Annotated in this window: 16 protein-coding genes; 8 read left to right on the forward strand and 8 right to left on the reverse strand. The window is 73.0% G+C overall.

Annotated features, from left to right (window positions below; translation table 11 throughout):
* The first annotated feature begins 19 nt into the window (after positions 1 to 19).
* From BAW75_RS10670 to BAW75_RS10680, 3 genes are read left to right on the forward strand one after another with little or no spacing between them, the layout of a single operon-like run.
* The gene (locus tag BAW75_RS10670) at positions 20 to 1,294 is read left to right on the forward strand and encodes a lysine N(6)-hydroxylase/L-ornithine N(5)-oxygenase family protein (protein WP_104113467.1); all 1,275 of its coding nucleotides are present in this window, start codon (positions 20 to 22) and stop codon (positions 1,292 to 1,294) included.
* Positions 1,291 to 1,875 carry a GNAT family N-acetyltransferase gene (locus tag BAW75_RS10675; protein ID WP_064445630.1) on the forward strand — a complete coding sequence of 195 codons (585 nt, stop codon included), beginning with the start codon at positions 1,291 to 1,293 and terminating at the stop codon, positions 1,873 to 1,875. The genes BAW75_RS10670 and BAW75_RS10675 overlap by 4 nt, the downstream gene beginning before the upstream one ends.
* Positions 1,872 to 3,656 carry an IucA/IucC family protein gene (locus tag BAW75_RS10680; protein WP_104113468.1) on the forward strand — a complete coding sequence of 595 codons (1,785 nt, stop codon included), beginning with the start codon at positions 1,872 to 1,874 and terminating at the stop codon, positions 3,654 to 3,656. The genes BAW75_RS10675 and BAW75_RS10680 overlap by 4 nt, the downstream gene beginning before the upstream one ends.
* Positions 3,657 to 3,703: 47 nt before the next feature.
* On the opposite strand, the gene BAW75_RS10685 is transcribed toward BAW75_RS10680, so the two are convergent.
* The 5 genes from BAW75_RS10685 to BAW75_RS10705 all read right to left on the reverse strand — a co-directional run bounded on the left by BAW75_RS10685 (position 3,704) and on the right by BAW75_RS10705 (position 10,384).
* Positions 3,704 to 4,606, reverse strand: coding sequence for a siderophore-interacting protein (locus BAW75_RS10685; RefSeq protein ID WP_104113469.1), 903 nt, complete (start codon positions 4,604 to 4,606; stop codon positions 3,704 to 3,706).
* 45 nt (positions 4,607 to 4,651) lie between these two features.
* Entirely contained in the window at positions 4,652 to 6,754 is a 2,103-nt protein-coding gene (locus BAW75_RS10690; RefSeq protein WP_104113470.1) for an iron ABC transporter permease, read from the reverse strand.
* 5 nt (positions 6,755 to 6,759) lie between these two features.
* The gene (locus tag BAW75_RS10695; protein WP_043323338.1) at positions 6,760 to 7,749 is read right to left on the reverse strand and encodes an ABC transporter substrate-binding protein; all 990 of its coding nucleotides are present in this window, start codon (positions 7,747 to 7,749) and stop codon (positions 6,760 to 6,762) included.
* Positions 7,750 to 7,777: 28 nt separating this feature from the next.
* The gene (locus tag BAW75_RS10700) at positions 7,778 to 8,587 is read right to left on the reverse strand and encodes an ABC transporter ATP-binding protein (protein WP_104113471.1); all 810 of its coding nucleotides are present in this window, start codon (positions 8,585 to 8,587) and stop codon (positions 7,778 to 7,780) included.
* A 180-nt stretch (positions 8,588 to 8,767) separates the two neighbouring features.
* A complete protein-coding gene (locus BAW75_RS10705; RefSeq protein ID WP_104113480.1) occupies positions 8,768 to 10,384 on the reverse strand; it encodes a cellulose-binding domain-containing protein in 1,617 nt (538 codons plus the stop codon).
* A 349-nt stretch (positions 10,385 to 10,733) separates the two neighbouring features.
* Here BAW75_RS10705 and BAW75_RS10710 point away from each other — a divergent pair, with 349 nt between their 5' ends.
* Positions 10,734 to 11,633: a hypothetical protein gene (locus tag BAW75_RS10710; protein WP_104113472.1), complete on the forward strand. Its 900-nt coding sequence runs from the start codon at positions 10,734 to 10,736 to the stop codon at positions 11,631 to 11,633.
* A 51-nt stretch (positions 11,634 to 11,684) separates the two neighbouring features.
* On the opposite strand, the gene BAW75_RS10715 is transcribed toward BAW75_RS10710, so the two are convergent.
* On the reverse strand, positions 11,685 to 12,155 hold the full coding sequence (locus BAW75_RS10715) for a hemerythrin domain-containing protein (RefSeq protein WP_064445625.1): 471 nt from the start codon (positions 12,153 to 12,155) through the stop codon (positions 11,685 to 11,687).
* A 235-nt stretch (positions 12,156 to 12,390) separates the two neighbouring features.
* Here BAW75_RS10715 and BAW75_RS10720 point away from each other — a divergent pair, with 235 nt between their 5' ends.
* A complete protein-coding gene (locus tag BAW75_RS10720) occupies positions 12,391 to 13,557 on the forward strand; it encodes a serine hydrolase domain-containing protein (protein WP_104113473.1) in 1,167 nt (388 codons plus the stop codon).
* 56 nt (positions 13,558 to 13,613) lie between these two features.
* On the opposite strand, the gene BAW75_RS10725 is transcribed toward BAW75_RS10720, so the two are convergent.
* The gene (locus BAW75_RS10725) at positions 13,614 to 14,270 is read right to left on the reverse strand and encodes a response regulator transcription factor (protein ID WP_030499160.1); all 657 of its coding nucleotides are present in this window, start codon (positions 14,268 to 14,270) and stop codon (positions 13,614 to 13,616) included.
* Positions 14,258 to 15,484 (reverse strand): sensor histidine kinase, encoded by a 1,227-nt coding sequence (locus BAW75_RS10730; RefSeq protein WP_104113474.1) that lies wholly within the window; start codon positions 15,482 to 15,484, stop codon positions 14,258 to 14,260. Before BAW75_RS10730 ends, BAW75_RS10725 begins: the two co-directional genes overlap by 13 nt.
* A gap of 166 nt (positions 15,485 to 15,650) precedes the next feature.
* Here BAW75_RS10730 and BAW75_RS10735 point away from each other — a divergent pair, with 166 nt between their 5' ends.
* The 3 genes from BAW75_RS10735 (at position 15,651) to BAW75_RS10745 (ending at position 20,240) form a co-directional block, all read left to right on the forward strand.
* Positions 15,651 to 15,863: a hypothetical protein gene (locus BAW75_RS10735; RefSeq protein ID WP_104113475.1), complete on the forward strand. Its 213-nt coding sequence runs from the start codon at positions 15,651 to 15,653 to the stop codon at positions 15,861 to 15,863.
* Between the two features lie 182 nt (positions 15,864 to 16,045).
* Positions 16,046 to 17,428 carry a glycoside hydrolase family 43 protein gene (locus tag BAW75_RS10740; protein WP_104113476.1) on the forward strand — a complete coding sequence of 461 codons (1,383 nt, stop codon included), beginning with the start codon at positions 16,046 to 16,048 and terminating at the stop codon, positions 17,426 to 17,428.
* Between the two features lie 55 nt (positions 17,429 to 17,483).
* Positions 17,484 to 20,240 (forward strand): beta-L-arabinofuranosidase domain-containing protein, encoded by a 2,757-nt coding sequence (locus BAW75_RS10745; RefSeq protein WP_104113477.1) that lies wholly within the window; start codon positions 17,484 to 17,486, stop codon positions 20,238 to 20,240.
* The last annotated feature ends 127 nt before the right edge of the window (positions 20,241 to 20,367 follow it).

The following is a 20,367-nucleotide window of genomic DNA, read 5'->3' on the forward strand; positions in this document are numbered from 1 at the left end:
CGAGGAGAACGAGAACCCCATGTCGACCCACGACTTCATCGCCGTCGGGCTGGGCCCCTACAACCTCGGCCTGGCCTGCCTCACCGCGCCGATCGACGACCTCGACGGGCTGTTCCTGGAGGCCCGCGACAGCTTCGACTGGCATCCCGGCATGCTGCTCGAATCGACCCGGCTCCAGACGCCGTTCATCGCCGACCTGGTCACGCTCGCGGACCCCACCTCGCCGTACTCGTTCCTGAGCTACCTGAAGGAGACCGGGCGGCTCTACCCGTTCTACATCCGGGAGAGCTTCTTCCCGCTGCGCGCCGAGTACAACGACTACTGCCGCTGGGCCGCCGCCAAGCTGCCGAACCTGCGCTTCCGGCACGCCGTCACCGCCGTCGAGTACGACGCGACCGACGACCGGTACGTGGTGCGCGCCGACATGCCGGACGGGCCGGTCACCCACCGGGCCCGGCACCTCGTGCTCGGCACCGGCACGCCGCCGTACCTGCCGCCGGCCTGCGCCGGGCTGGGCGGTGACATGATCCACAACTCGCGCTACCTGGAACACCGGGAGGCGCTGCGGGCCAAGGACAGCATCACGATCGTCGGCAGCGGCCAGAGCGCCGCCGAGATCTTCCACGACCTGCTCGGCGACATCGACACGTACGGCTACCAGCTCACCTGGGTGACCCGCTCGCCCCGGTTCTTCCCGCTGGAGTACACCAAGCTCACGCTGGAGATGACCTCACCGGACTACGTGGACTACTTCCACGCGCTGCCCGAGCCGACCCGCTACGCGCTGGAGGCCGCGCAGAAGCCGCTGTTCAAGGGCATCAACGCCGACCTGATCAACGACATCTACGACCTGCTGTACGCCAAGAGCCTGCACGGGCCGGCGCCGACCCGGCTGCTCACCAACACGGAACTGGTCGAGGCGGCGTACGCCGACGGCCGCTACCGCCTCGGGCTGCGCCACACCGAGCAGGACCGCGCGTTCACGCTGGACACCGCAGGACTGGTGCTGGCCACCGGCTACCACTACCGGGTGCCGGAGTTCCTCGCGCCGGTACGCGACCGGCTGCGCTTCGACGCGCACGGCCGCTTCGACGTGGCCCGCAACTACAGCGTCGACCACACCGGCCGCCGGGTGTTCCTGCAGAACGGGGGCACGCACACGCACAGCATCACCTCGCCGGACCTGGGCATGGGTCCGTACCGCAACTCGTGGCTGATCCGGGAGATGACCGGCCGCGAGCACTACCCGGTGGAGAAGAGCATCGCCTTCCAGGAGTTCGGAGCGCCGGCGTGAGCGCGTTCACCCGCGTCGACGACGCGCTGGGCGAGTTCGCGCTGCGCCCGCTGGACCCGGACGCCGACGCCGCGCTGCTGCACCGCTGGGTCACCCATCCCAAGTCCGCGTTCTGGCTGATGCAGGACGCCGACGTGGCCGCGGTCGCCGCCGAGTACCGGCGCATTGCCGACCACCCGCACCACGACGCGTACCTCGGGTCGTGGCGCGGCACCCCGGCGTTCCTGGCCGAACGGTACGACCCGGCGCACGTCGAGCTGGTCGGCCTGTACGACCCGGAGCCCGGCGACGTGGGCATGCACTTCCTCTGCGCGCCCGCCGACACGCCGGTGCACGGCTTCACCCGCGCCGTCATCACCACGGTGATGGCCTGGCTGTTCGCCGACCCGGCGACCCGCCGCGTGGTGGTGGAACCGGACGTGCGCAACACCGCCGTGCACGCGCTCAACGCGGCCGTCGGCTTCACCGTCGTCGGCCCGATCCGCAAGCCCGAGAAGGAGGCGCTGCTCAGCGTCTGCACCCGGGACCAGTTCCGGGCCGCCACCGGCGCGCCCGCAGGCGAGGAAGGGGCACCGGCGTGAACGCCAGCGCAGCAGTGGACCACCTGACCCCCGAGGCGTGGGCGACCGCCAACCGGCTGCTGGTGCGCAAGGCGCTCGCCGAGTTCGCCCACGAGCGCCTGATCACCCCCGAGCCCACCGGCCCCGGGCAGTGGCTGGTCCGCAGCGACGACGCCGCCGTCGAGTACCGGTTCGCGGCGCGGCGGCTGGCGCTGGACCATTGGGAGGTCGACGCGGACAGCATCGTGCGCCGCCGCGACGGCGCGGACCTGCCGCCGGACGCCGTGGATCTGTGCGTGGAGCTGCGCGGCGCGCTCGGCCTCACCGACGCGATCCTGCCGGTCTACCTGGAGGAGATCACCTCCACGCTGGCCGGGACCGCGTACAAGCTGGCCAAGCCCGCGGTGAGCGCCGCCGAGCTGGCCGCCGCCGGGTTCCAGGCGATCGAGACCGGCATGACCGAGGGCCACCCCTGCTTCGTGGCCAACAACGGCCGCCTCGGCTTCGGCGTGCACGAGTACCGCGCGTACGCCCCGGAGGCCGCCGCGCCGGTACGGCTGCTCTGGCTCGCCGCGCACCGCGACCACACCACGTTCACCTGCGCCGACGACCTGGACTACGACACGCTGATGCGGGCCGAGCTGGGCGAGGCGACGCTGGCCGGGTTCACCGGCACGCTCACCGGGCTGGGCCTGGACCCGGCCGACTACCTGTTCGTCCCCGTGCACCCGTGGCAGTGGTGGAACAAGCTCGCCGTCACGTTCGCCGGTGAGGTGGCCGCGCGCCGGCTGGTCTGCCTCGGCGAAGGGCCGGACGAATACCTGGCGCAGCAGTCCATCCGCACCTTCTTCAACGTCAGCGACCCGGCGAAGCACTACGTGAAGACCGCGCTGTCGGTGCTGAACATGGGCTTCATGCGCGGGCTGTCCGCCGCGTACATGGAGGCCACGCCGGCGATCAACGACTGGCTGGCCGGGCTGATCGAGGGCGACCCGGTGCTCAAGCGCACCGGCCTGTCGATCATCCGGGAGCGCGCCGCGATCGGTTACCGGCACCGGCAGTACGAGGCGGCCACCGATCGCTATTCGCCGTACCGGAAGATGCTGGCGGCGCTGTGGCGGGAGAGCCCGGTGCCCGGGCTGGAACCCGGGCGGCGGCTGGCCACCATGGCCTCGCTGCTGCACCTGGACCGCGACGGCCGGTCACTGGCCGCGGCGCTGATCGACGAGTCCGGGCTGGCCCCGGCCGACTGGCTGCGCCGCTACCTGGACGCCTACCTGGTGCCGCTGCTGCACAGCCTGTACGCCCACGACCTGGCGTTCATGCCGCACGGCGAGAACGTCATCCTGGTGCTGCGCGACGGCGTCGTCGAGCGGGTCGTGTTCAAGGACATCGCCGAGGAGATCGTGGTGATGGACCCGGACGCGGACCTGCCGGAGCGGGTCCGGCGGATCCGGGCCGCCGTACCCGAGGACGAGAAGATCCTGTCCATCTTCACCGACGTCTTCGACTGCTTCCTGCGGCACCTCAGCGCCACCCTGCACACCCGGGGCGTGCTCGACCAGGCCGAGTTCTGGCGCACCGTCGCCGCGTGCGCCGCCGACTACGCCGCCATGGTGCCGCACCTGGCCGACCGGATGCGCCGGCACGACCTGTTCGCGCCGGAGTTCACGCTGTCCTGCCTCAACCGGCTCCAGCTGCGCAACAACCAGCAGATGGTGGACCTGTCCGACCCGTCGGCCGCGTTGCAGTTCGCCGGCACGCTGGTCAACCCGCTCGCCCCGTACGCGCCGCGCGGATGACGGAAGCGGGCCGGCGCGTCGTGCGCCGGCCCGCTCCCACGGGACGATCAGTTCTCCGCGCGACCGGCCCGCCAGTAGCCCATGAACGCCACCGCGCGCCGGTCCATGCCCCGCTCGGTGACCAGGTGCCGCCGCAGGCCGCGGATCACCGCCGCCTCCCCGGCCAGCCAGGCGTAGAGCGCCGCGCCGTCGGGCCGCTCCGGCACCTCCCAGAGGATGTCCCGGTCCACGTCCACCTCGGCCAGCGGCGCGGCGCCCGCCGCGACAGGTACCGGCACCAGCCGGCCGGCCAGGCTCGTCACGGCCGGGGTGAGCCGGCTGCCGTGCGGGGCGCCGTCGCGGGGCAGCCAGGTCACCGTGACGCCGGCCGGGGGCCGGCAGGGCAGCTCGTCGCCGGTCTCCGGCACCTCCACCAGCGCGTGCCCGCGCGCGTCGGCGGGCAGCCGCTCCAGGATCGCGCAGATCGCCGGCGCTGCGGTCTCGTCGCCGGCCAGCAGCAGCGTCGCCCCGGCGGGCGGCTGGAACTCGACACCGCCGTGCGGGCCGTCCCAGCCGGCGTCCGGGCCGACCACGGCGATCCGGTCGCCGAGGCGGGCCCGCCGGGCCCAGCGGGTGGCCGGGCCGCCGTCGCCGTGCAGCGCCATGTCCACGTCCACCTCGTACGCCTCCGGCCGGACCGCGCGGACGGTGTAGGTGCGGATCGGGCTGCGCAGCGCTTCCGGCAGCTCACGCCACCGCGGGAACCAGTCCGGCCCGTCGGGCAGCTCCCCCGACGCGCCGTCGACCGGCGGCAGGGCCAGCTTGATCCGCTGGTCGTACCCGTTGTCGGCGAACCGGTCCAGGTCCGGGCCGGTGAGCGTCACGCGCAGGAACGACGGGCCGAGCCGGCGTAGCGCGCGGACCTCGACGGTGAAGACTCGCCAGGGCGCGACGGCCAGGGTGCTGGTCATGCGTCATTCCTCTCACGTGCGGGGGGTGGTTCGTCGGCGAACGGGTCAACGGGCGGCCGCGGCGGCGCGGGAACGCCACAGCAGCCAGACGAAGTACGGGGTGCCGATCATGGCGGTGACCAGACCGGCGGGGACCTGGGCGGGGGCGATGACGCTGCGGCCGAGCGTGTCGGCGAGGCTGACCAGGGTGGCGCCGACCAGCACCGCGACCGGCAGGACGCGGGTGTGCCGCCCGCCGACGAGCGCCCGGGCCGCGTGCGGCGCGACCAGGCCGACGAAGCCGATCACGCCGACCGCCGACACGGCGGTGGCGGTGAGCAGCGCCGCCAGGCCGAGCGCGACCAGCCGGGCGCGTTCCAGCCGGACGCCGAGCACCCGGGGCGTGTCGTCGTCGAGCGCGAGCAGGTCCAGCTCGCGGCGCACGGCGGCCACCACCGGCAGCGCGACCAGCAGCGCGATCGCCACCGGCAGCACCTGCGGGGCGGTGCGCCCGTAGGTGGAGCCGGACAGCCAGGTCAGCGCCTTGCCGGTGTTCCACGGGTCGGAGGACACCACGATGAACGTGATGATCGCCGTGCCGCCCTGCCAGACCGCGAACCCGATCAGCACCAGCCGGTCGGAGTTGAGTCCCCGCCGCCGGGCCAGGCCGTAGACCAGCGCGAACGCGACGACCGCGCCGAGACCGGCGGCGCCGGACAGGGCGAGCACGCCGGCCATCGGCGCGAACGTCAGCAGCGACACCGCGCCGATGCCGGCGCCGCCGGTGATGCCGAGGATGCCCGGCTCGGCCAGCGGGTTGCGGCAGACCGCCTGCACTGTGGTGCCGGCCAGGGCCAGCGCGGCGCCGGCCAGCAGCGCCGCGGCGACGCGCGGCCAGCGGGCGTCCAGCACGAAGGTGTACGCCGGTCCGGTGCGGCCCTGCACCCAGTTGACGATGTCGCCCAGCAGCACCCAGGTGTCACCGGCGAGCATGCCGAGCACCAGCGCGGCGGTGGCGACGACCGCGCAGACCGCGACGACGGCGGCGACGAAGCCGCGGGAGCGCACGGCGGCGTGGCCGCCCGGCGCCTGCCGGGTCGGTCCGGCGTCGCGGTGGCGGCGGGCCAGCCACACCAGCAGCACCGCGCCGAAGAGCGTGGTCACCACGCCGGTCGGCACGTCGACACCGGCCTGGCCGCCGAGCACGGCGCGCAGCAGCACGTCGGAGCCGAGCACGATGACCACGCCGACGATGCCGGACAGCGGCATCAGGACGCGGTGCCGGTGCACCTCGGGCACCCACTTGCCGAGCAGCCGGACGATCACCGGCGCGCCGAGACCGACGAAGCCGATCGGGCCGGCCAGGGTGACCGCCGCGGCGGAGAGCAGCACCGCCAGCAGCACGACCGTCAGCCGGGTACGACGCACGTTGAGCCCGAGCACGGTGGCGGTGTCGTCGCCGAGGGCGAGCAGGTCCAGCCGGTGCCCGAGGGCCACGAGCACCAGTGCGGCGACAGCGATCACGGGGGCGAGCTGGGTGAACGCGACCAGGTCGCCCTGCACGAGCGAGCCGTTGCCCCAGGCGAACAGGCCGATGGTGGCCTGCTCGAACAGCAGCATGAGCAGCATGGTCAGCGAGGACAGCGCCATCGCGGTGGCCGAGCCGGCGAGGATGAGCCGGGTGGTGGCGGCCTGGCCGCCGGCCGAGAGCAGCATGACCAGGGAGGCGGCGGCGAGTCCGCCGCAGAACGCCAGCCCGCCCGCGGGCAGCGCGGGCAGCGCGATCCCGAACGCGGCGGTGGAGACGATCGCCAGGTGCGCGCCCGCGTTGACGGCGAGCGTGTCCGGCGAGGCGAGCGGGTTGCGGGTGGTCGACTGCAACGCCGCGCCGGCGAAGCCGAGCGCGACGCCGACGGCCAGGCCGGTGAGCAGCCGGGGCAGGCGGGAGGCGACGAGCACCCGGGCGGTCTCGTCGTCGCCGCCGGTGAGCAGCCGGAGCAGGTCCAGCGCCCCGACCGAGGAGGTGCCCTGGGTGAGGTGCACCGCGGTGATCGCGACGAGCAGGGCGGCGGCGAGGGCGAACGCGCCGGCGACCCGGCTGCGCCGGGCGGGCGGCGGCCCGGCCGGGGCCGGCCGGGTGGCCGGCCCCGGTGGGGCGGGGGCGGTCATCGCGCTCAAGCCGTGTAGACCTTGACCAGCTCGTCGATGTACTGCTTGGCGGAGAGCGTGCCGCCGAAGGTCCAGATGCCGTTGGGCATCTTGTGCAGCTTGTTCTGCTGGACGAACGGCAGGGAACGCCAGATCGCGTTGCCGGCGAGGCCGTCGGCGAACACGTCGGTGCCGTCCGAGGCGTTGTAGAAGAAGTGCAGGTCCTGGCTCTTGAGGACGGTCATGCCCTCGACGTCGGTCTGGCCCAGGCCCCACATCTCGTCGGTCTTGCCGGTCCAGGCGTTCTTGAGGCCGAGCTGGATGCCGAGCTGGGAGACGAGCGCGCCCTCGCCGAACATCCGGATCGAGACGGTGCTGCCTTCCTTCCAGCCGTCGGCGATCGCGAACTGCTTGCCGGCCGCACCGGCGTCGGCGATCTTCTTCTTGCCGTCGGCGAGCGCGGCGTCGAAGTCGGCGAGCAGCTTGTCCGCCTGCGCGGTGCGCCCGGTCGCGGTGGCGATCATCTTCAGGTCCGAGCGCATCCGGCCGATGTTGTCGGAGGCGTCGCTGCCCTTGGTGACCAGCACCGGGACGTACTTCTCCAGCTGGGTGACGACGGCGGAGCCGCGCTCGGCCTCCATCACCACGAGGTCCGGCTGGAGGGCGACGATGGAGTCGACGCTCGGCTCACCCCGGGTGCCGACGTCCTTGACGCTCGGGTCGAGCGGGGCGGCGGTCACCCAGGTGGCGTACCCCTTGGGGTCGGCCACGCCGACCGGCATCACGCCGAGGCCGACGAGCATCTCGACCTCGCCCCACTCCAGGCCGACGACCTTGGTGGCGGGGCTCTTGAGCGTGATGGTCTTGCCCCGGCTGTCGGTGACGGTGACCGGGCCGGTGGGCGCGGCGTCGGAGGAGGACGGTGCGGCGGCGGGCTCCTCGGTGGTGCCGCAGCCGGCGATCAGCAGCGCGCTCGCCGCGGCGGCGGCGAGCAGGGTCAGGCGGGTACGCAGCATCGGTTTCTCTTCTGTGTGCAGGGATCGGTCAGGCGGGGATACGGGTCGTGTGCCGGCCGACGGGACGTGTGGAGAGCAGGTTGGTGACCGGGTCGACGATCACCTCGACGCGGATGCCGTACGCCTCGGTGAGCGCCGCCTCGGTGAACACCTCGTGCGGCGTGCCGGTGCCGCGGACCCGGCCCTCGTGCAGGAGCACGACCTGGTCGGCGACGGCGGCGGCCTGGTTGAGGTCGTGCAGCACCACGCCGACGGCGACGCCGGCGGTGTCGGCGAGGTCGCGCATCAGGTCGAGGATCTCCACCTGGTAGCGCAGGTCCAGGAACGTGGTGGGCTCGTCCAGCAGCAGGATCGCGGTGTCCTGGGCCAGGCAGGTGGCCAGCCAGACGCGTTGCAGCTCGCCGCCGGACAGCTCGTCGACCGGCCGGCCGGCCATGCCGTCGACACCTGTCACGGTCATGGCCCGGTCGATCGCGGCGGGCCCGTCGGGGTCGCCGGCGCGCCACCGCTGCCGGTAGGGGTGCCGGCCGTAGCCGACCACGTCCCGCACCGTGACCCCGCTCGGGGTGGGGCGGCTCTGCGCCAGCAGCGTGACCCGGCGGGCGAAGTCCCGGGGGGACAGCGCCCGGGCCGGGGTGCCGTCGGCGAGCACGACCTCGCCGTGTTCCAGCGGGTGCAGGCGGGCCAGCCCGCGCAGCAGCGTCGACTTGCCGCTGCCGTTCGGGCCGACCAGCGCGGTCACCGCCGCGGGGGGCAGCGTGATGGCGGCGTCGTGCACCACCGTCTTGCCGTGGTAGCCCAGCCGCAGCTCACTGCCCGTCAGGCCGTCGGCCCGCACTGCTTCGCTCGTCACGCAGGTTAGGCTAACCTAAGACTCGATCATCCTGTCAAGCCGGTCCTTCGGCCCGATCTCCCCTCCCCCACCCCGGCCCCGACCCGGTCGATCATGAGGTTGACGGCGTTGTCGATCTCCGATCCGGCCGCCAACCTCATGGTCAACCGCGTGGGGCGCCGGGGGTCAGAGCGAGACCGGGCGGCCGCCGAGGGTCACCGTGAGGCGGCCGTCGCCGGCGAAGGACCAGGCCAGGGCACCGGAGTACGTGGCGCAGCGGGAACCGTTGGCGCCGGACCAGAACTGGTTCGAGCCGTCCACGTTCCCGACGGTCCTGTCGTTCGATCCGCTGCCGGCGAAGCGGCAGGAGGTGTTGTTCCGGTAGACCGAGGTGCCGGCGTCGAACGAGAAGTTCCGTTCGGTGCTGTCGATGCTCAGATTGTTCGAGATCGTCATGGTGCCCGGGTTCCGGTTGTACGTGAAGCCGTGCTTGCCGTTGCGGTACGCGATGGTGCGCCGCACGGTGTGGTTGACGGCGATGTCCTCACCGCCGAGCTTGAAGCCGTTGCGGTCGCCGTTGCCGTTCTGGGTGCCGTTGCTGAGCGTGCCGTTGCTGTACGCGAGGGAGTCCTCGATGGTCACCGTGCCGATCGCGCCGGTGTCGGACTTGGTGTAGAGGTCCCACCCGTCGTCGATGTTGTGATGCGACACCGCGTACCGGAAGATGTTGCCACCGCCCACTGTGAGCTTGGCCGCGAAGCCGTCGGCGTCTTCGCCGTCGGAGTCGGCGTTGTCGTGCGACTCCACGCTCACCATCAGGTTGTTCGCCGGCCACTGGTCGCGGGGCGTGCTGGAGGCGATCCGGGACAGTTGCAGCCCGGTGTCGCGGTTGAAGCGGGTCACCGTCCGCTCGATGATGTTGTTGCTGCCGCCGACGAAGATGCCGTTGTCACCGGCCCGCTCCACCACGAGCCCGCGCACGTGCCAGTACGAGGCGTTCAGCGCCAGCCCCCGGTTGGCCGGGTCCTCGCTCATCGCCGAGAAGTTCAGGATCGGCGTCTCGCCCGGGTAGGCGTACAGGTTCTTGCGGGCGCTCGACGTGCCGTTGTTGCCGGCGGCGACGGTGACCGTCTGGGACAGGCTGTAGGTGCCGCCGCGCAGGTAGATCGTGCCGCCGGCGCCGACGCGGGTGATCGCCGCGGCGATGGTGGTGGGGCTGGCCTGGGTGCCGGCCGCCCCGGCGGTGCCGTTCGGCGCGGCGTAGATCGCGCCGCCGGCCGGCGGCGGCGTGGTCGGTGGCGGCGTCGTCGGCGGCGGGGTGCTCGGGGGCGGGCTGCTCGGCGGGGCGCTGGTCGGTGGCGTGTCGGTGGTGGGCGTGACGCCACCGGTGCACGTGACGCCGTTGACGGCGAACGAGGTCGGGATCGGGTTGCTGGTGTCGTTCCAGGTGCCGTTGAAGCCGAACGACGTGCTCGCGTTGGTGCCCAGGCTGCCGTTGTAGCTGACGTTGGCGGCCCGCACCGACGCGCCGCTGGCGGTGATCTCGGCGCCCCAGGCCTGGGCGACGGTCTGCCCGGCGGCGAAGGTCCAGGTGACGGCCCATCCGTTGAGCGGGTCGCCGAGGTTCGTCAGGTTGACGTTGGCGGTGAAGCCGCCGCCCCACTGCGCGGTTACGGCGTAGTCGACGCGGCAGCCGGCGGCCGCCTGGGCGGCGGTCGCGCCGACGGCCAGGCCGGACGCGGCGAGCGCCGCCGTCGCCGCGGCCGATGTCCACAACACCGTACGACGGTGTCGGTTGATCATGATGATCTCCTCCGGGTGGTGGTGCGGTGCCCACGCCGCTACCGGCACCGATGCCCGGTCGGTGTCAGGGGCGGGCCTTGTCGCCCGGACGTCCGTGTCATGCCGAACGCTCACGTCTCCCGCGCAGTAAGCGCTTTCAGCGCAGCCTAACGACGGACGTCGATGCGGTCAAACATCCGGGGTGCGCTGAACGATCTCGCGCCGCCGTCCGTATCCACTGCCGACGGGAACATCGGCCGGAACCGCGATGCCGGAGCGGGCACGAGCACGATTCCTCCAGTCGTCACTTCGCACCGTGGAGACGGCGCGGCAGCCGCCGCACCCTCCCGGTCAACCAGAGGAGAGGTGCATGGCCAGGGGTACGCGCAAGACCGCGGTCCTGAAGCTCGGCGGGGTGGGCGCCCTCGCGGCGCTGTTGTTCGCCGGTGGGCTGCAACTGGCGTCGGCGGGCGAGAACAACCGCCCGGCCACCACCGCCGCCGCGCAGACCGTGAACTGCCCGACGGTACGCGACAAGCTGCCGGCCGTACCGGCGGCGGCATCGGCCCAGGTGGAGCGGGAACTGGCCAACCTGGACCAGGAGATCGCCCGGCAGAACGAGCGGCTGGCCCGGCAGGCGGTACGCCCCGAGGGCGGACCGGCGTTCATCGACAACGCCATCCTCGGCCCGCTGCGCAGCAAGCGCGTCGCCGTGCTCGACCGCATCGAGATCGCGTTCAACCGGATCGGCGCGCCGCGCCCGGACCTGGACGCGCTGGCGGCCTGCTCGCTCAACGCCCCGGGCGTGCCGAGCGCCGTCAACGGCGGCGCCGGCCAGAACGCCGGCGGCCAGAACGGCAACGCGGGCGGTCAGAACGGCAACGCCGGGGGCCAGAACGGGAACAACGGCGGTCAGAACGGCAACGCCGGGGGCCAGAACGGGAACGCCGGCGGCCAGAACGGCAACGCGGCCGGACCGGCCCGGACGGTCAACTGCCCGCGTGTCGCGCTGCCCGCCGTCCCGGCTGCGGCCGCCGGCCAGGTGCAGGCCGAACTGGCCACGCTGGACAAGCAGATCGCCGAGGCGAACGCCCGCCTCGCCCAGCTCGCGGTGCGCCCCGAGGGCGGACCGGCCTTCATCGACAACGCGATCCTCGGGCCGCTGCGCAGCAAGCGCGTCGCGGCGCTCGACCGCATCGAGATCGCGTTCAACCGGGTCGGCGCGCAGCGCCCGAACCTGGACGCGCTGGCCACCTGCGGCCTGAACTGAACGCCCGGTCGCGGCCCGGCGGCGCGCATCCCGCCGGGCCGCGACCCGGGGTCACAGCGGTCCGAGGACGTCGGCCGGGTCGGCGTCCAGCGCCAGCGTCTCCAGCACCGAAAGAAGCTGCCGCTCCTCGTACCGGAAGTGCGACTCCATGATCGCCGCAACGCCCTCCAGGTGCCGGGCCAGCTCGTCGGGCGGGGCGTCGCGAGCCACCGCCGCACCCAGCCCGGCCAGCAGGTAACCGATCATCGAGTGGTCCTGTCGCAGCCGGTCCAGCGTCTCGCGCAGCTCCGGATGGCGCGTCGCGACCGCCGGGAAGAGACTGCGGTCCTCGCCCTCGTGATGCGCGGTCAGCGCCGCGCAGAACCCGTGGCAGAACAGCAGCAGGTCCCGTGTCGCGGGCCGTGCCGGCTCACCGGCGGCGAGCGCCCGCCGGGTCACCTCAAGCGCCTCGCGCAGCCGCTCGTGGACGGCGCGCATCTCCCGGCTCCAGGCCACCAGCCTGGTCTGTTCGCCCTCAGCCACGTGGCGAGGGCGAAGGGACGACGAGTGTCATCGTCGTGCTCCCTTCGATCCGGCGCCTCCATGCCTGACACGGTCTGCCACCGGCACGCGACGCTGCGCGGAGCCTAACCGGCGACGCCGGGAGCGATCAAGTAGTGCCAGCGCTACCCCGGCCCGGTAGCTGGTGGGATGGAACGCGGGACCGGTTCTGGCGAGGCTTGAGCCCGTACCCGTTCACCTCCGTCGAGGAGTTCCCATGACCCGCCGTACCCTCCCGATGGCCGTCGGCGCCACGGCCCTGCTGACCGTCACCGCGCTCGGTGTGCCCGCCGCGTCCGCCACGACCACCGACGCCCGGCGTCCCGCCGCCGACGCCGTCCAGACGCGACTGGACGGCCTGGTCACCGAGCACGGCTTCCCCGGGGTGCTGGCCTCCGTACGCCGCGACGGCCGGGTGCGCGACTACACCGCGGGCGTGGGTGACCTGCGCACCGGCGCCGCGATCCCCCGCGACGCCCGGGTGCGCGTGGGCAGCAACACCAAGACGTTCACCGCGGTGGTCGTTCTCCAGCTCGTCGGCGAGGGCCGCATCGACCTCGACGCCACCGTCGAGCGCTACCTGCCCGGGATGGTGCGCGCCAACGGCAACGACGGGCGGCGGATCACCGTACGCCAGCTGCTGCAGCAGACCAGCGGCCTGCCCGACTACGACGAGGTCGTGTTCAGCGAGGCGCAGGATCTGGTGGACCGCCGCAGCGACTACTTCGACCCGCGCCGGCTGCTGGACGAGGCGCTCACCCAGTCGCGGCGCTTCCCGCCGGGTCAGAAGTGGGAGTACAGCAACACCAACTTCGTGCTGGCCGGGCTGATCATCGAGCGGGTCACCAAGCGTCCGGTGGGTGAGGAGATCACCCAGCGGATCATCGAGCCGCTGCGGCTGCGTGACACGTACTGGCCGCAGACCGGCGAGCAGGACCTGCCGGGCCGCCTGCCGCGCGGATACGTCGCGGTGGAGCCGGGCGCGCCGTGGGTCGACGTGACCCGGATGGACCCGTCGCTGGGCTGGGCCGCCGGTCAGCTCGTCTCCACGCCGTCGGACCTGCGCACGTTCTTCGAGGCGCTGCTGGCGGGCAAGCTGCTCAAGCCGGCCCAGCAGGCGGCGCTGACGCGCACGGTGCCGGCGCCCGACTTCGAGCCCAACGGGGTGTGGGAGTACGGCCTGGGCATCGCCCGGCACGAGCTGCCCTGCGGCGGTCACGCCTGGGGGCACGGCGGCGACATCCAGGGCTTCGAGACGCGCAACCTGTCCACCACCGACGGGCGCAGCGCCGTGGTCGCGGTGACCGCGCTGCCGACCAGCCTGGAGATGCTGGAGGCGGTCACCAGCACCGTCGACGCGGCCCTGTGCGGCACCCGCCGCTGATCCGGCCGACCCGTCCGCGCGCCGCCTCACCGCGAGGCGGCGCGCGTGCGTGTGCGCTACCGGCGGCCGTCGTCGAGGTAGCGCAGCACCGCGGTGACCCGGCGGTCGGCGCGGTCGTCCGGCGGCAGGCTCAGCTTGGCGAAGATGCTGCGGATGTGCTTGTGCACAGCGCCCTCGGTGACGAACAACCGCTCGGCGATCGCGCCGTTGCCCAGCCCTTCGGCCATCAGCGCCAGCACCTCGTGCTCACGCGGCGACAGCTCGGCCAGCGCGGTGTCCGGCCGCCGGTTGCGGGCGAGCAGTTGCCCGACCACCTCGGGGTCGATCACGCTGCCGCCGCCCGCGACGCGGTGCAGCGCGGCGAGGAACTCCTCGACCCGGCCCACCCGCTCCTTGAGCAGGTAGCCGAGCCCGGAGGCGCCGACCGCGAACAGCTCGGTGGCGAACGCCTGCTCGACGTACGCCGACAGGACCAGCACCGCGAGGCCGGGACGGCGGCGGCGGGCCTCGACCGCGGCGACGATGCCCTCGTCGGTGTGGGTGGGTGGCATCCGCACGTCGACGATCGCCACGTCCGGCCGGTGCTCGTCGACAGCGGTCAGGAACTCCCCCGGCGTGCCGGCGGTGGCCACCACGTCCAGGTCCTCGGCGCGCAACAGTAGCGCCAGCCCCTCGCGCAGCAGCGCGTCGTCCTCGGCGATCACGATCCGCATGGCAGCTCCACGTGCATCCTCGTCGGTCCTCCCGGTGGGCTCGTCAGTGTCATCCGCCCGTCGTACGCCTCGACCCGCCGGCGGATGCCGGTCAGCCCCGAGCCGCGCGTCTCGTCGGCGTCCCCGCGCCCGTCGTCGGTGATGGTCACCAGCAGCCGGTCCCGTTCCCGGCGCACGACGACCTCGACGCCGTCCGCGCCGCTGTGCCGGACCACGTTCGTCAGCGCCTCGGCCACCACGAAGTACGCGGTGGCCTCCACCGACGCCGCGCAGCGCACGTCGACGTCCACCGACAGGCGGCACGGCACCGCGCACTCCGCCGCGAGTCCGGTCAACGCCCCGGCCAGCCCCCGGTTGCCGAGCACCGGCGGCAGGATGCCGCGCACCACCGTACGCAGCTCGCCGAGCGCCTGCTCGGCCGCGTCCTGCGCGCGTTCCAGGATCTCGTCGGCGCGGTCCGGGTCGCGGCGCACCGCCCGCCGGGCGGCGCCGAGCAGCACGTTCACCGCGACCAGCCGGTTCTGGGTGCCGTCGTGCAGCGAGCGCTCGATGCGGCGCAGTTCCACCGCGTGCGCGTCGAGCGCGGCGGCCCGGGTGGCGGTGAGTTCGGCGACGCGCAGCGACAGGTCGAACCCGGGCGGCGGGGGCAGCAGCCGCCGGCCCGGCCGGGCCTGGATCCGCGCGAGCGCCGGGCCGGTCGAGACCGCGAGAAGCAGCCAGCCGACCCCGAGCACGGCGACCGCGAGCGCGTCGCCGAGCCCGTCGATGTGCCACCAGCCGATGCCGGGCGCGCCGGCCTCCGGCGGCACCAGCCGGTACCAGAGCGGGAACGTGATGTCCTGCACGGCGTAGATCGGCAGCACGAACGCGAGCAGCCCGGCGCCGAAGCCGAGCGTCCCGTGGACGGCCACCCAGCGCAGCTCCCGCCGTACCACCGGGTCGCGCAGCGCCGCGCGCACCCCGGCCGGGACCGGGCCGGGCGCCGGGATCGGCGTTCCCCACCGGGACAGCCGGGCGCGCTCGCGGTCGGCCACCGACCGCACGGCCTGCAGCAGTCCGGGTACGAGCAGCAGCCCGACCCCGCCGACGCACGCCGCCGCGACGACGAGCGTCCCGAGCAGCGTGCCCAGGGCCAGCACTGCGGTGCCCAGCCCGCCGACGAGGTGCTCCAGAGCGGCCACCGCCACGCGGAACCGCCTCCGCACGTACTCCATCCCGGCCCACCCCCGGGCGAAACGATAGGTCACCGCTGTCGCCGCCCGGCAGGCCCGGGCGCGGAAAGTACAGCCTGCTGTACCACGACTGTCGTGCTGGCGGGATCGTTACCGGCCGCTCCCGTCCCTACTGTCGGTGGTAGCAGAAATCATCGAGGAGGCAGCCGTGAACGACCTGGACCGTACCGCCGAGCCCGCCGCCGCCCCGTCGTCGATTACCCGGATGCGCCCGCTGCTCTGGCTGGTGCTCATCGTGAGCGTGGCCGCGAACGTGGTGCTGTCGAGCGTCGTCGGCAACCCGTGGGCCGGTTCCGCCTTCGGCGCGCTGGCGCTGCTGAGCGGTGGGACGCTTGCCGTCGACCACTACCGCAACCGCTGATCTTTCGCCGGCCGGGCGCCGGACAGCCGCCGCAGGGCGGGCCGCGAGAACGAGCGGCCCGCCCTGCGGCGTTCGCGTCAGCGCTGCGAATCGATTGACAGTCAGCTATATGAACGCCAGGCTAAGGGGGATTGTTAGCGTTAACGCGGCCGTCATCTCCACCGCAGAGAAAGGCCCCCGTCGTGCCCCTGACCCGACGCGCGTTCACAGTCGGCGCCCTGTCCGCGGCTGCCGCCGCCTCCGGCGCGCTCAGCCTGCCCCGCGGCGCGTTCGCGGCGGCGAACACCGCCTACGCGATGGCCTACTTCACCGAGACGCCGAACGGCCTCGGCGCCGACTACGGCCTGCACCTGGCCGTCAGCCGGGACGGGCTGAACTGGACTCCGCTGAACCAGAACAACCCGGTGGTCACCCCGACCGCCGGGCAGCTCGGCCTGCGCGACCCGTTCGTGCTGCGCAGGACCGACGGCACCTTCGTGGTGCTGGCCACCGACCTCAAGGGCACCAACTGGGGGCTGACCAGCCAGTACCTGCACGTGTGGGACTCGGCCGACCTGACCGCGTTCACCGGCTACCGGCGCATCCGGATGCACACGCTCGACACCCACACCTGGGCGCCGACCGCGTTCTGGGACGCCACCCGTGGGCAGTACGCCATCGTCTACTCCGCCAACAACGGCCGGGACGTACTGTTCGTCAACTACACGAGCGACTTCCGCACCGTCAGCGCGTCGCAGGTCTACTTCAGCCCCGCCTTCGGCGTGCTCGACGGCGACGTGGTGGTCGACGGCGGCACCACGTACCTCTACTACAAGAACCTCGACGACGGATATCTCTACGGCGCCCGCTCCACCACCGCCGCGCCGAACAGCTTCACCACGTACACCAGCGGGCTGCGGCAGGGCAACGCGATCGAGGCGCCGCTGCTGCTGCGCACCAACGAGGGCGGCTGGCGGCTGTGGGGCGACTCGTTCAGCCCGGTCAACAACGACTACTACGCCTGGTCCACGACGACCATCTCCGGCAACTCGTGGACGCCGCTGAGCCAGCGGGACTACACCCCGCCGCTGAACTCCAAGCACGGCTCGATGATCGGCATCACCGACGCCGAGTACGCCGAGCTGGTCAACCGCTGGGGCACGCCGAACTGGGTCCGGCTCAAGTCGTCGAACTTCCCCGACCGCTACGTGCGGCACGCCGACCGGATCGCCCGCGTCGACGCGTACCCGTTCGACCCGTACCAGGACCAGATGTGGCGGATGGTCCCCGGCCTGGCCGACGCTGCCGGCGTCTCGTTCGAGTCGCTCAACTACCCCGGCAACTACCTGCGGCACTACGACTACGCGGTCCGGCTGGACCCGAACGACGGCACCGCCACGTTCCGCGCCGACGCCACCTTCCACCGCACCGCCGGCCTGGCCGACGCCACCTGGTCGTCGTTCCGCTCGTACAACTTCCCCACCCGTTACCTGCGGCACTACGACTACCGGCTGCGCATCGACCCGCTCGGCGCCGGCTCCCCCGCGGTCGACCGGCAGGACGCCACCTTCCGGGTCACCGCGTAGCCGTTCCCACCACCACCGTCCCCGCCACCACCGTCCCCCGCCACGGAGGCCGTCCATGCCCGCTCCCCTGGTGAACCGCCGATTCCTGCTCCGCGCCACCGGCGCCACCGCCGTCGCGGCGACCGCCGGCGCCGCTGCCGGGTCCGTCACCGCAGGCGGTACGGCGCACGCCGCGCTGCCACCGGCCCGCCCCGACATCGGCGTGTCCGCGTACGCGTTCGACCCGGGCCAGGTCCGGCTGACCGCGAGCCGGTGGCAGGACAACGAGAACCGCACAGTGGCGTACCTGCGCTTCGTGGACGTCAACCGGCTGCTCTACAACTTCCGGGCCAACCACCGCCTGTCCACCGGCGGCGCCGCCGCCAACGGTGGCTGGGACGCGCCGAACTTCCCGTTCCGCACCCACATGCAGGGTCACTTCCTGACCGCCTGGGCGCAGGCGTGGGCGGTGCTCGGCGACACCACCTGCCGGGACAAGGCGCTCACCATGGTCGCCGAGCTGGCCCGCTGCCAGGCCAACAACGGCGCGGCCGGGTTCAGCGCCGGCTACCTGTCCGGCTTCCCGGAGTCCGACTTCACCGCGCTGGAGGCCCGGACGCTCAGCAACGGCAACGTCCCCTACTACTGCATCCACAAGACGCTGGCCGGGCTGCTGGACGTGTGGCGGCTGATCGGCAGCACCCAGGCCCGGGACGTGCTGCTGGCGCTGGCCGGCTGGGTCGACCAGCGCACCGGCCGGCTCACCTCGGCCCAGATGCAGGCCATGCTCGGCACCGAGTTCGGCGGCATGAACGCGGTGCTGACCGACCTCTACCAGCAGACCGGCGACGGGCGGTGGCTCACCGTCGCGCAGCGGTTCGACCACGCCGCCGTGTTCAACCCGCTCGCCGCCAACTCCGACCAGCTCAACGGGCTGCACGCCAACACGCAGGTGCCCAAGTGGATCGGCGCGGCCCGGGAGTACAAGGCCACAGGCGTCACCCGCTACCGGGACATCGCCACCAACGCGTGGGCCATCACCGTCGGCGCGCACACGTACGCCATCGGCGGCAACAGCCAGGCCGAGCACTTCCGCGCCCCGAACGCGATCGCCGGCTACCTGCGCAACGACACGTGCGAGGCGTGCAACACGTACAACATGCTCAAGCTGACCCGGGAGCTGTGGCAGCTCGACCCGGACCGCGTCGCGTACGCCGACTTCTACGAGCGCGCGCTGCTCAACCACATGATCGGCCAGCAGAACCCGGCCGACGCGCACGGCCACGTCACCTACTTCACCCCGCTCAACCCGGGCGGGCGGCGCGGTGTCGGCCCGGCGTGGGGCGGCGGCACGTGGAGCACCGACTACAACTCCTTCTGGTGCTGTCAGGGCACTGGGCTGGAGACCAACACCACGCTCGCCGACGCGATCTACTTCCACAACGGCACCACGCTGACCGTCAACCTGTTCATGCCCTCGGTGCTCACCTGGAGCCAGCGCGGCATCACCGTCACCCAGGCCACGTCGTACCCGGTCGGCGACACCACGACGCTGACCGTCACCGGCTCGGTGAGCGGCTCGTGGACGATGCGGATCCGGATCCCGGCGTGGGCCACCGGGGCGAGCGTCAGCGTCAACGGCGTCGCGGCCGGCATCGCCACCACGCCCGGCAGCTACGCCGCCCTGACCCGCGACTGGACCTCCGGCGACACGGTCACGGTCCGGCTGCCGATGCGGGTGGCGACGGTGGCCGCCAACGACGACGCCGCGGTCGCCGCGATCACGTACGGGCCGGTGGTGCTCTCCGGCAACTACGGCAACACCACGCTGAGCGCGCTGCCGACGCTGGACCCGGCCTCGGTCACCCGTACCGGCACGGGCAGTCTCGCGTTCACCGCCCGGGCCGACGGCGCCACCGTCGACCTCGGCCCGTTCTACGACGCCCACGGGCACAACTACACGGTCTACTGGCGGATCGGCACGGGCGGTGGCGGCGGTGGCGAGGCGAGCTTCCGGCTCGCGAACGCGGCGAGCGGGCTGGTGCTCGGCATCCAGAACATGTCCACCGCCGACGGCGGGCTCGCGCTGCAGTGGGGTGACACCGGCACCGCCGACCACGACTGGCAGCTCGTGGTCGACGGGTCGGCGCTACGGCTGCGCAACGTCAACAGCGGCAAGGTGCTGGGCGTGGAGAACATGTCCACCGCCGACGGCGCCCGGATCCTGCAGTGGGCGGACAACGGCACCGCCGACCATCTCTGGGCCGTCGTCGACGTCGGCGACGGCAGCCACAAGCTGCGCAACGTGCACACCGGCAAGCTGCTCGGCATCTCCGGCGGCTCGACCGCCCAGGGCGCGTTCGCCGTGCAGGACCCGGACAACGGCAGCCTCGACAACCAGTGGCGGTTCCTGCCCAACGGGGCGCGGCGGATCCAGAACCTCGGCAGCGGGCTGGTGCTCGGCGTGCAGAACATGTCCACCGCCGACGGCGGGCCGGTCATCCAGTGGGGCGACACCGGGACCGCCGACCACCTCTGGACCGCGCTCGTGGACACCGGCGGCTACCTGCGGTTACGCAACGGCAACAGCGGCAAGGTGCTGGGCGTCGAGGGCGCCTCGACAGCGGCCGGCGCCCGGATCGTCCAGTGGGCCGACAACGGCGCCGCCGACCACAGGTGGCGGCTGCGGCACGGCGGCGGCGGCTGGTTCCGGATCCAGTGCGCGAACGGGGGCCGCGTGCTCGGCCTCAGCGGCGGCTCCGGCACCCAGGGCGCGCAGGCGGTCCTCGCCGACGACACCGGCGCCGCCCACCAGCGCTGGCGCTTCCTCTGACCCACCCACCCCCGCCACCACAGCTCGCCGATCTTGCACTCTCGGCCCCCGCGAAGTTCGCCAACCGGACATCCTGCGGGCGCGAAGTGCAAGATCGGCGAGCTGTGGTGGGGGGGGTGGGTGGGTC

Source organism: Micromonospora chalcea, from assembly GCF_002926165.1.
Taxonomy (GTDB): domain Bacteria; phylum Actinomycetota; class Actinomycetes; order Mycobacteriales; family Micromonosporaceae; genus Micromonospora; species Micromonospora chalcea.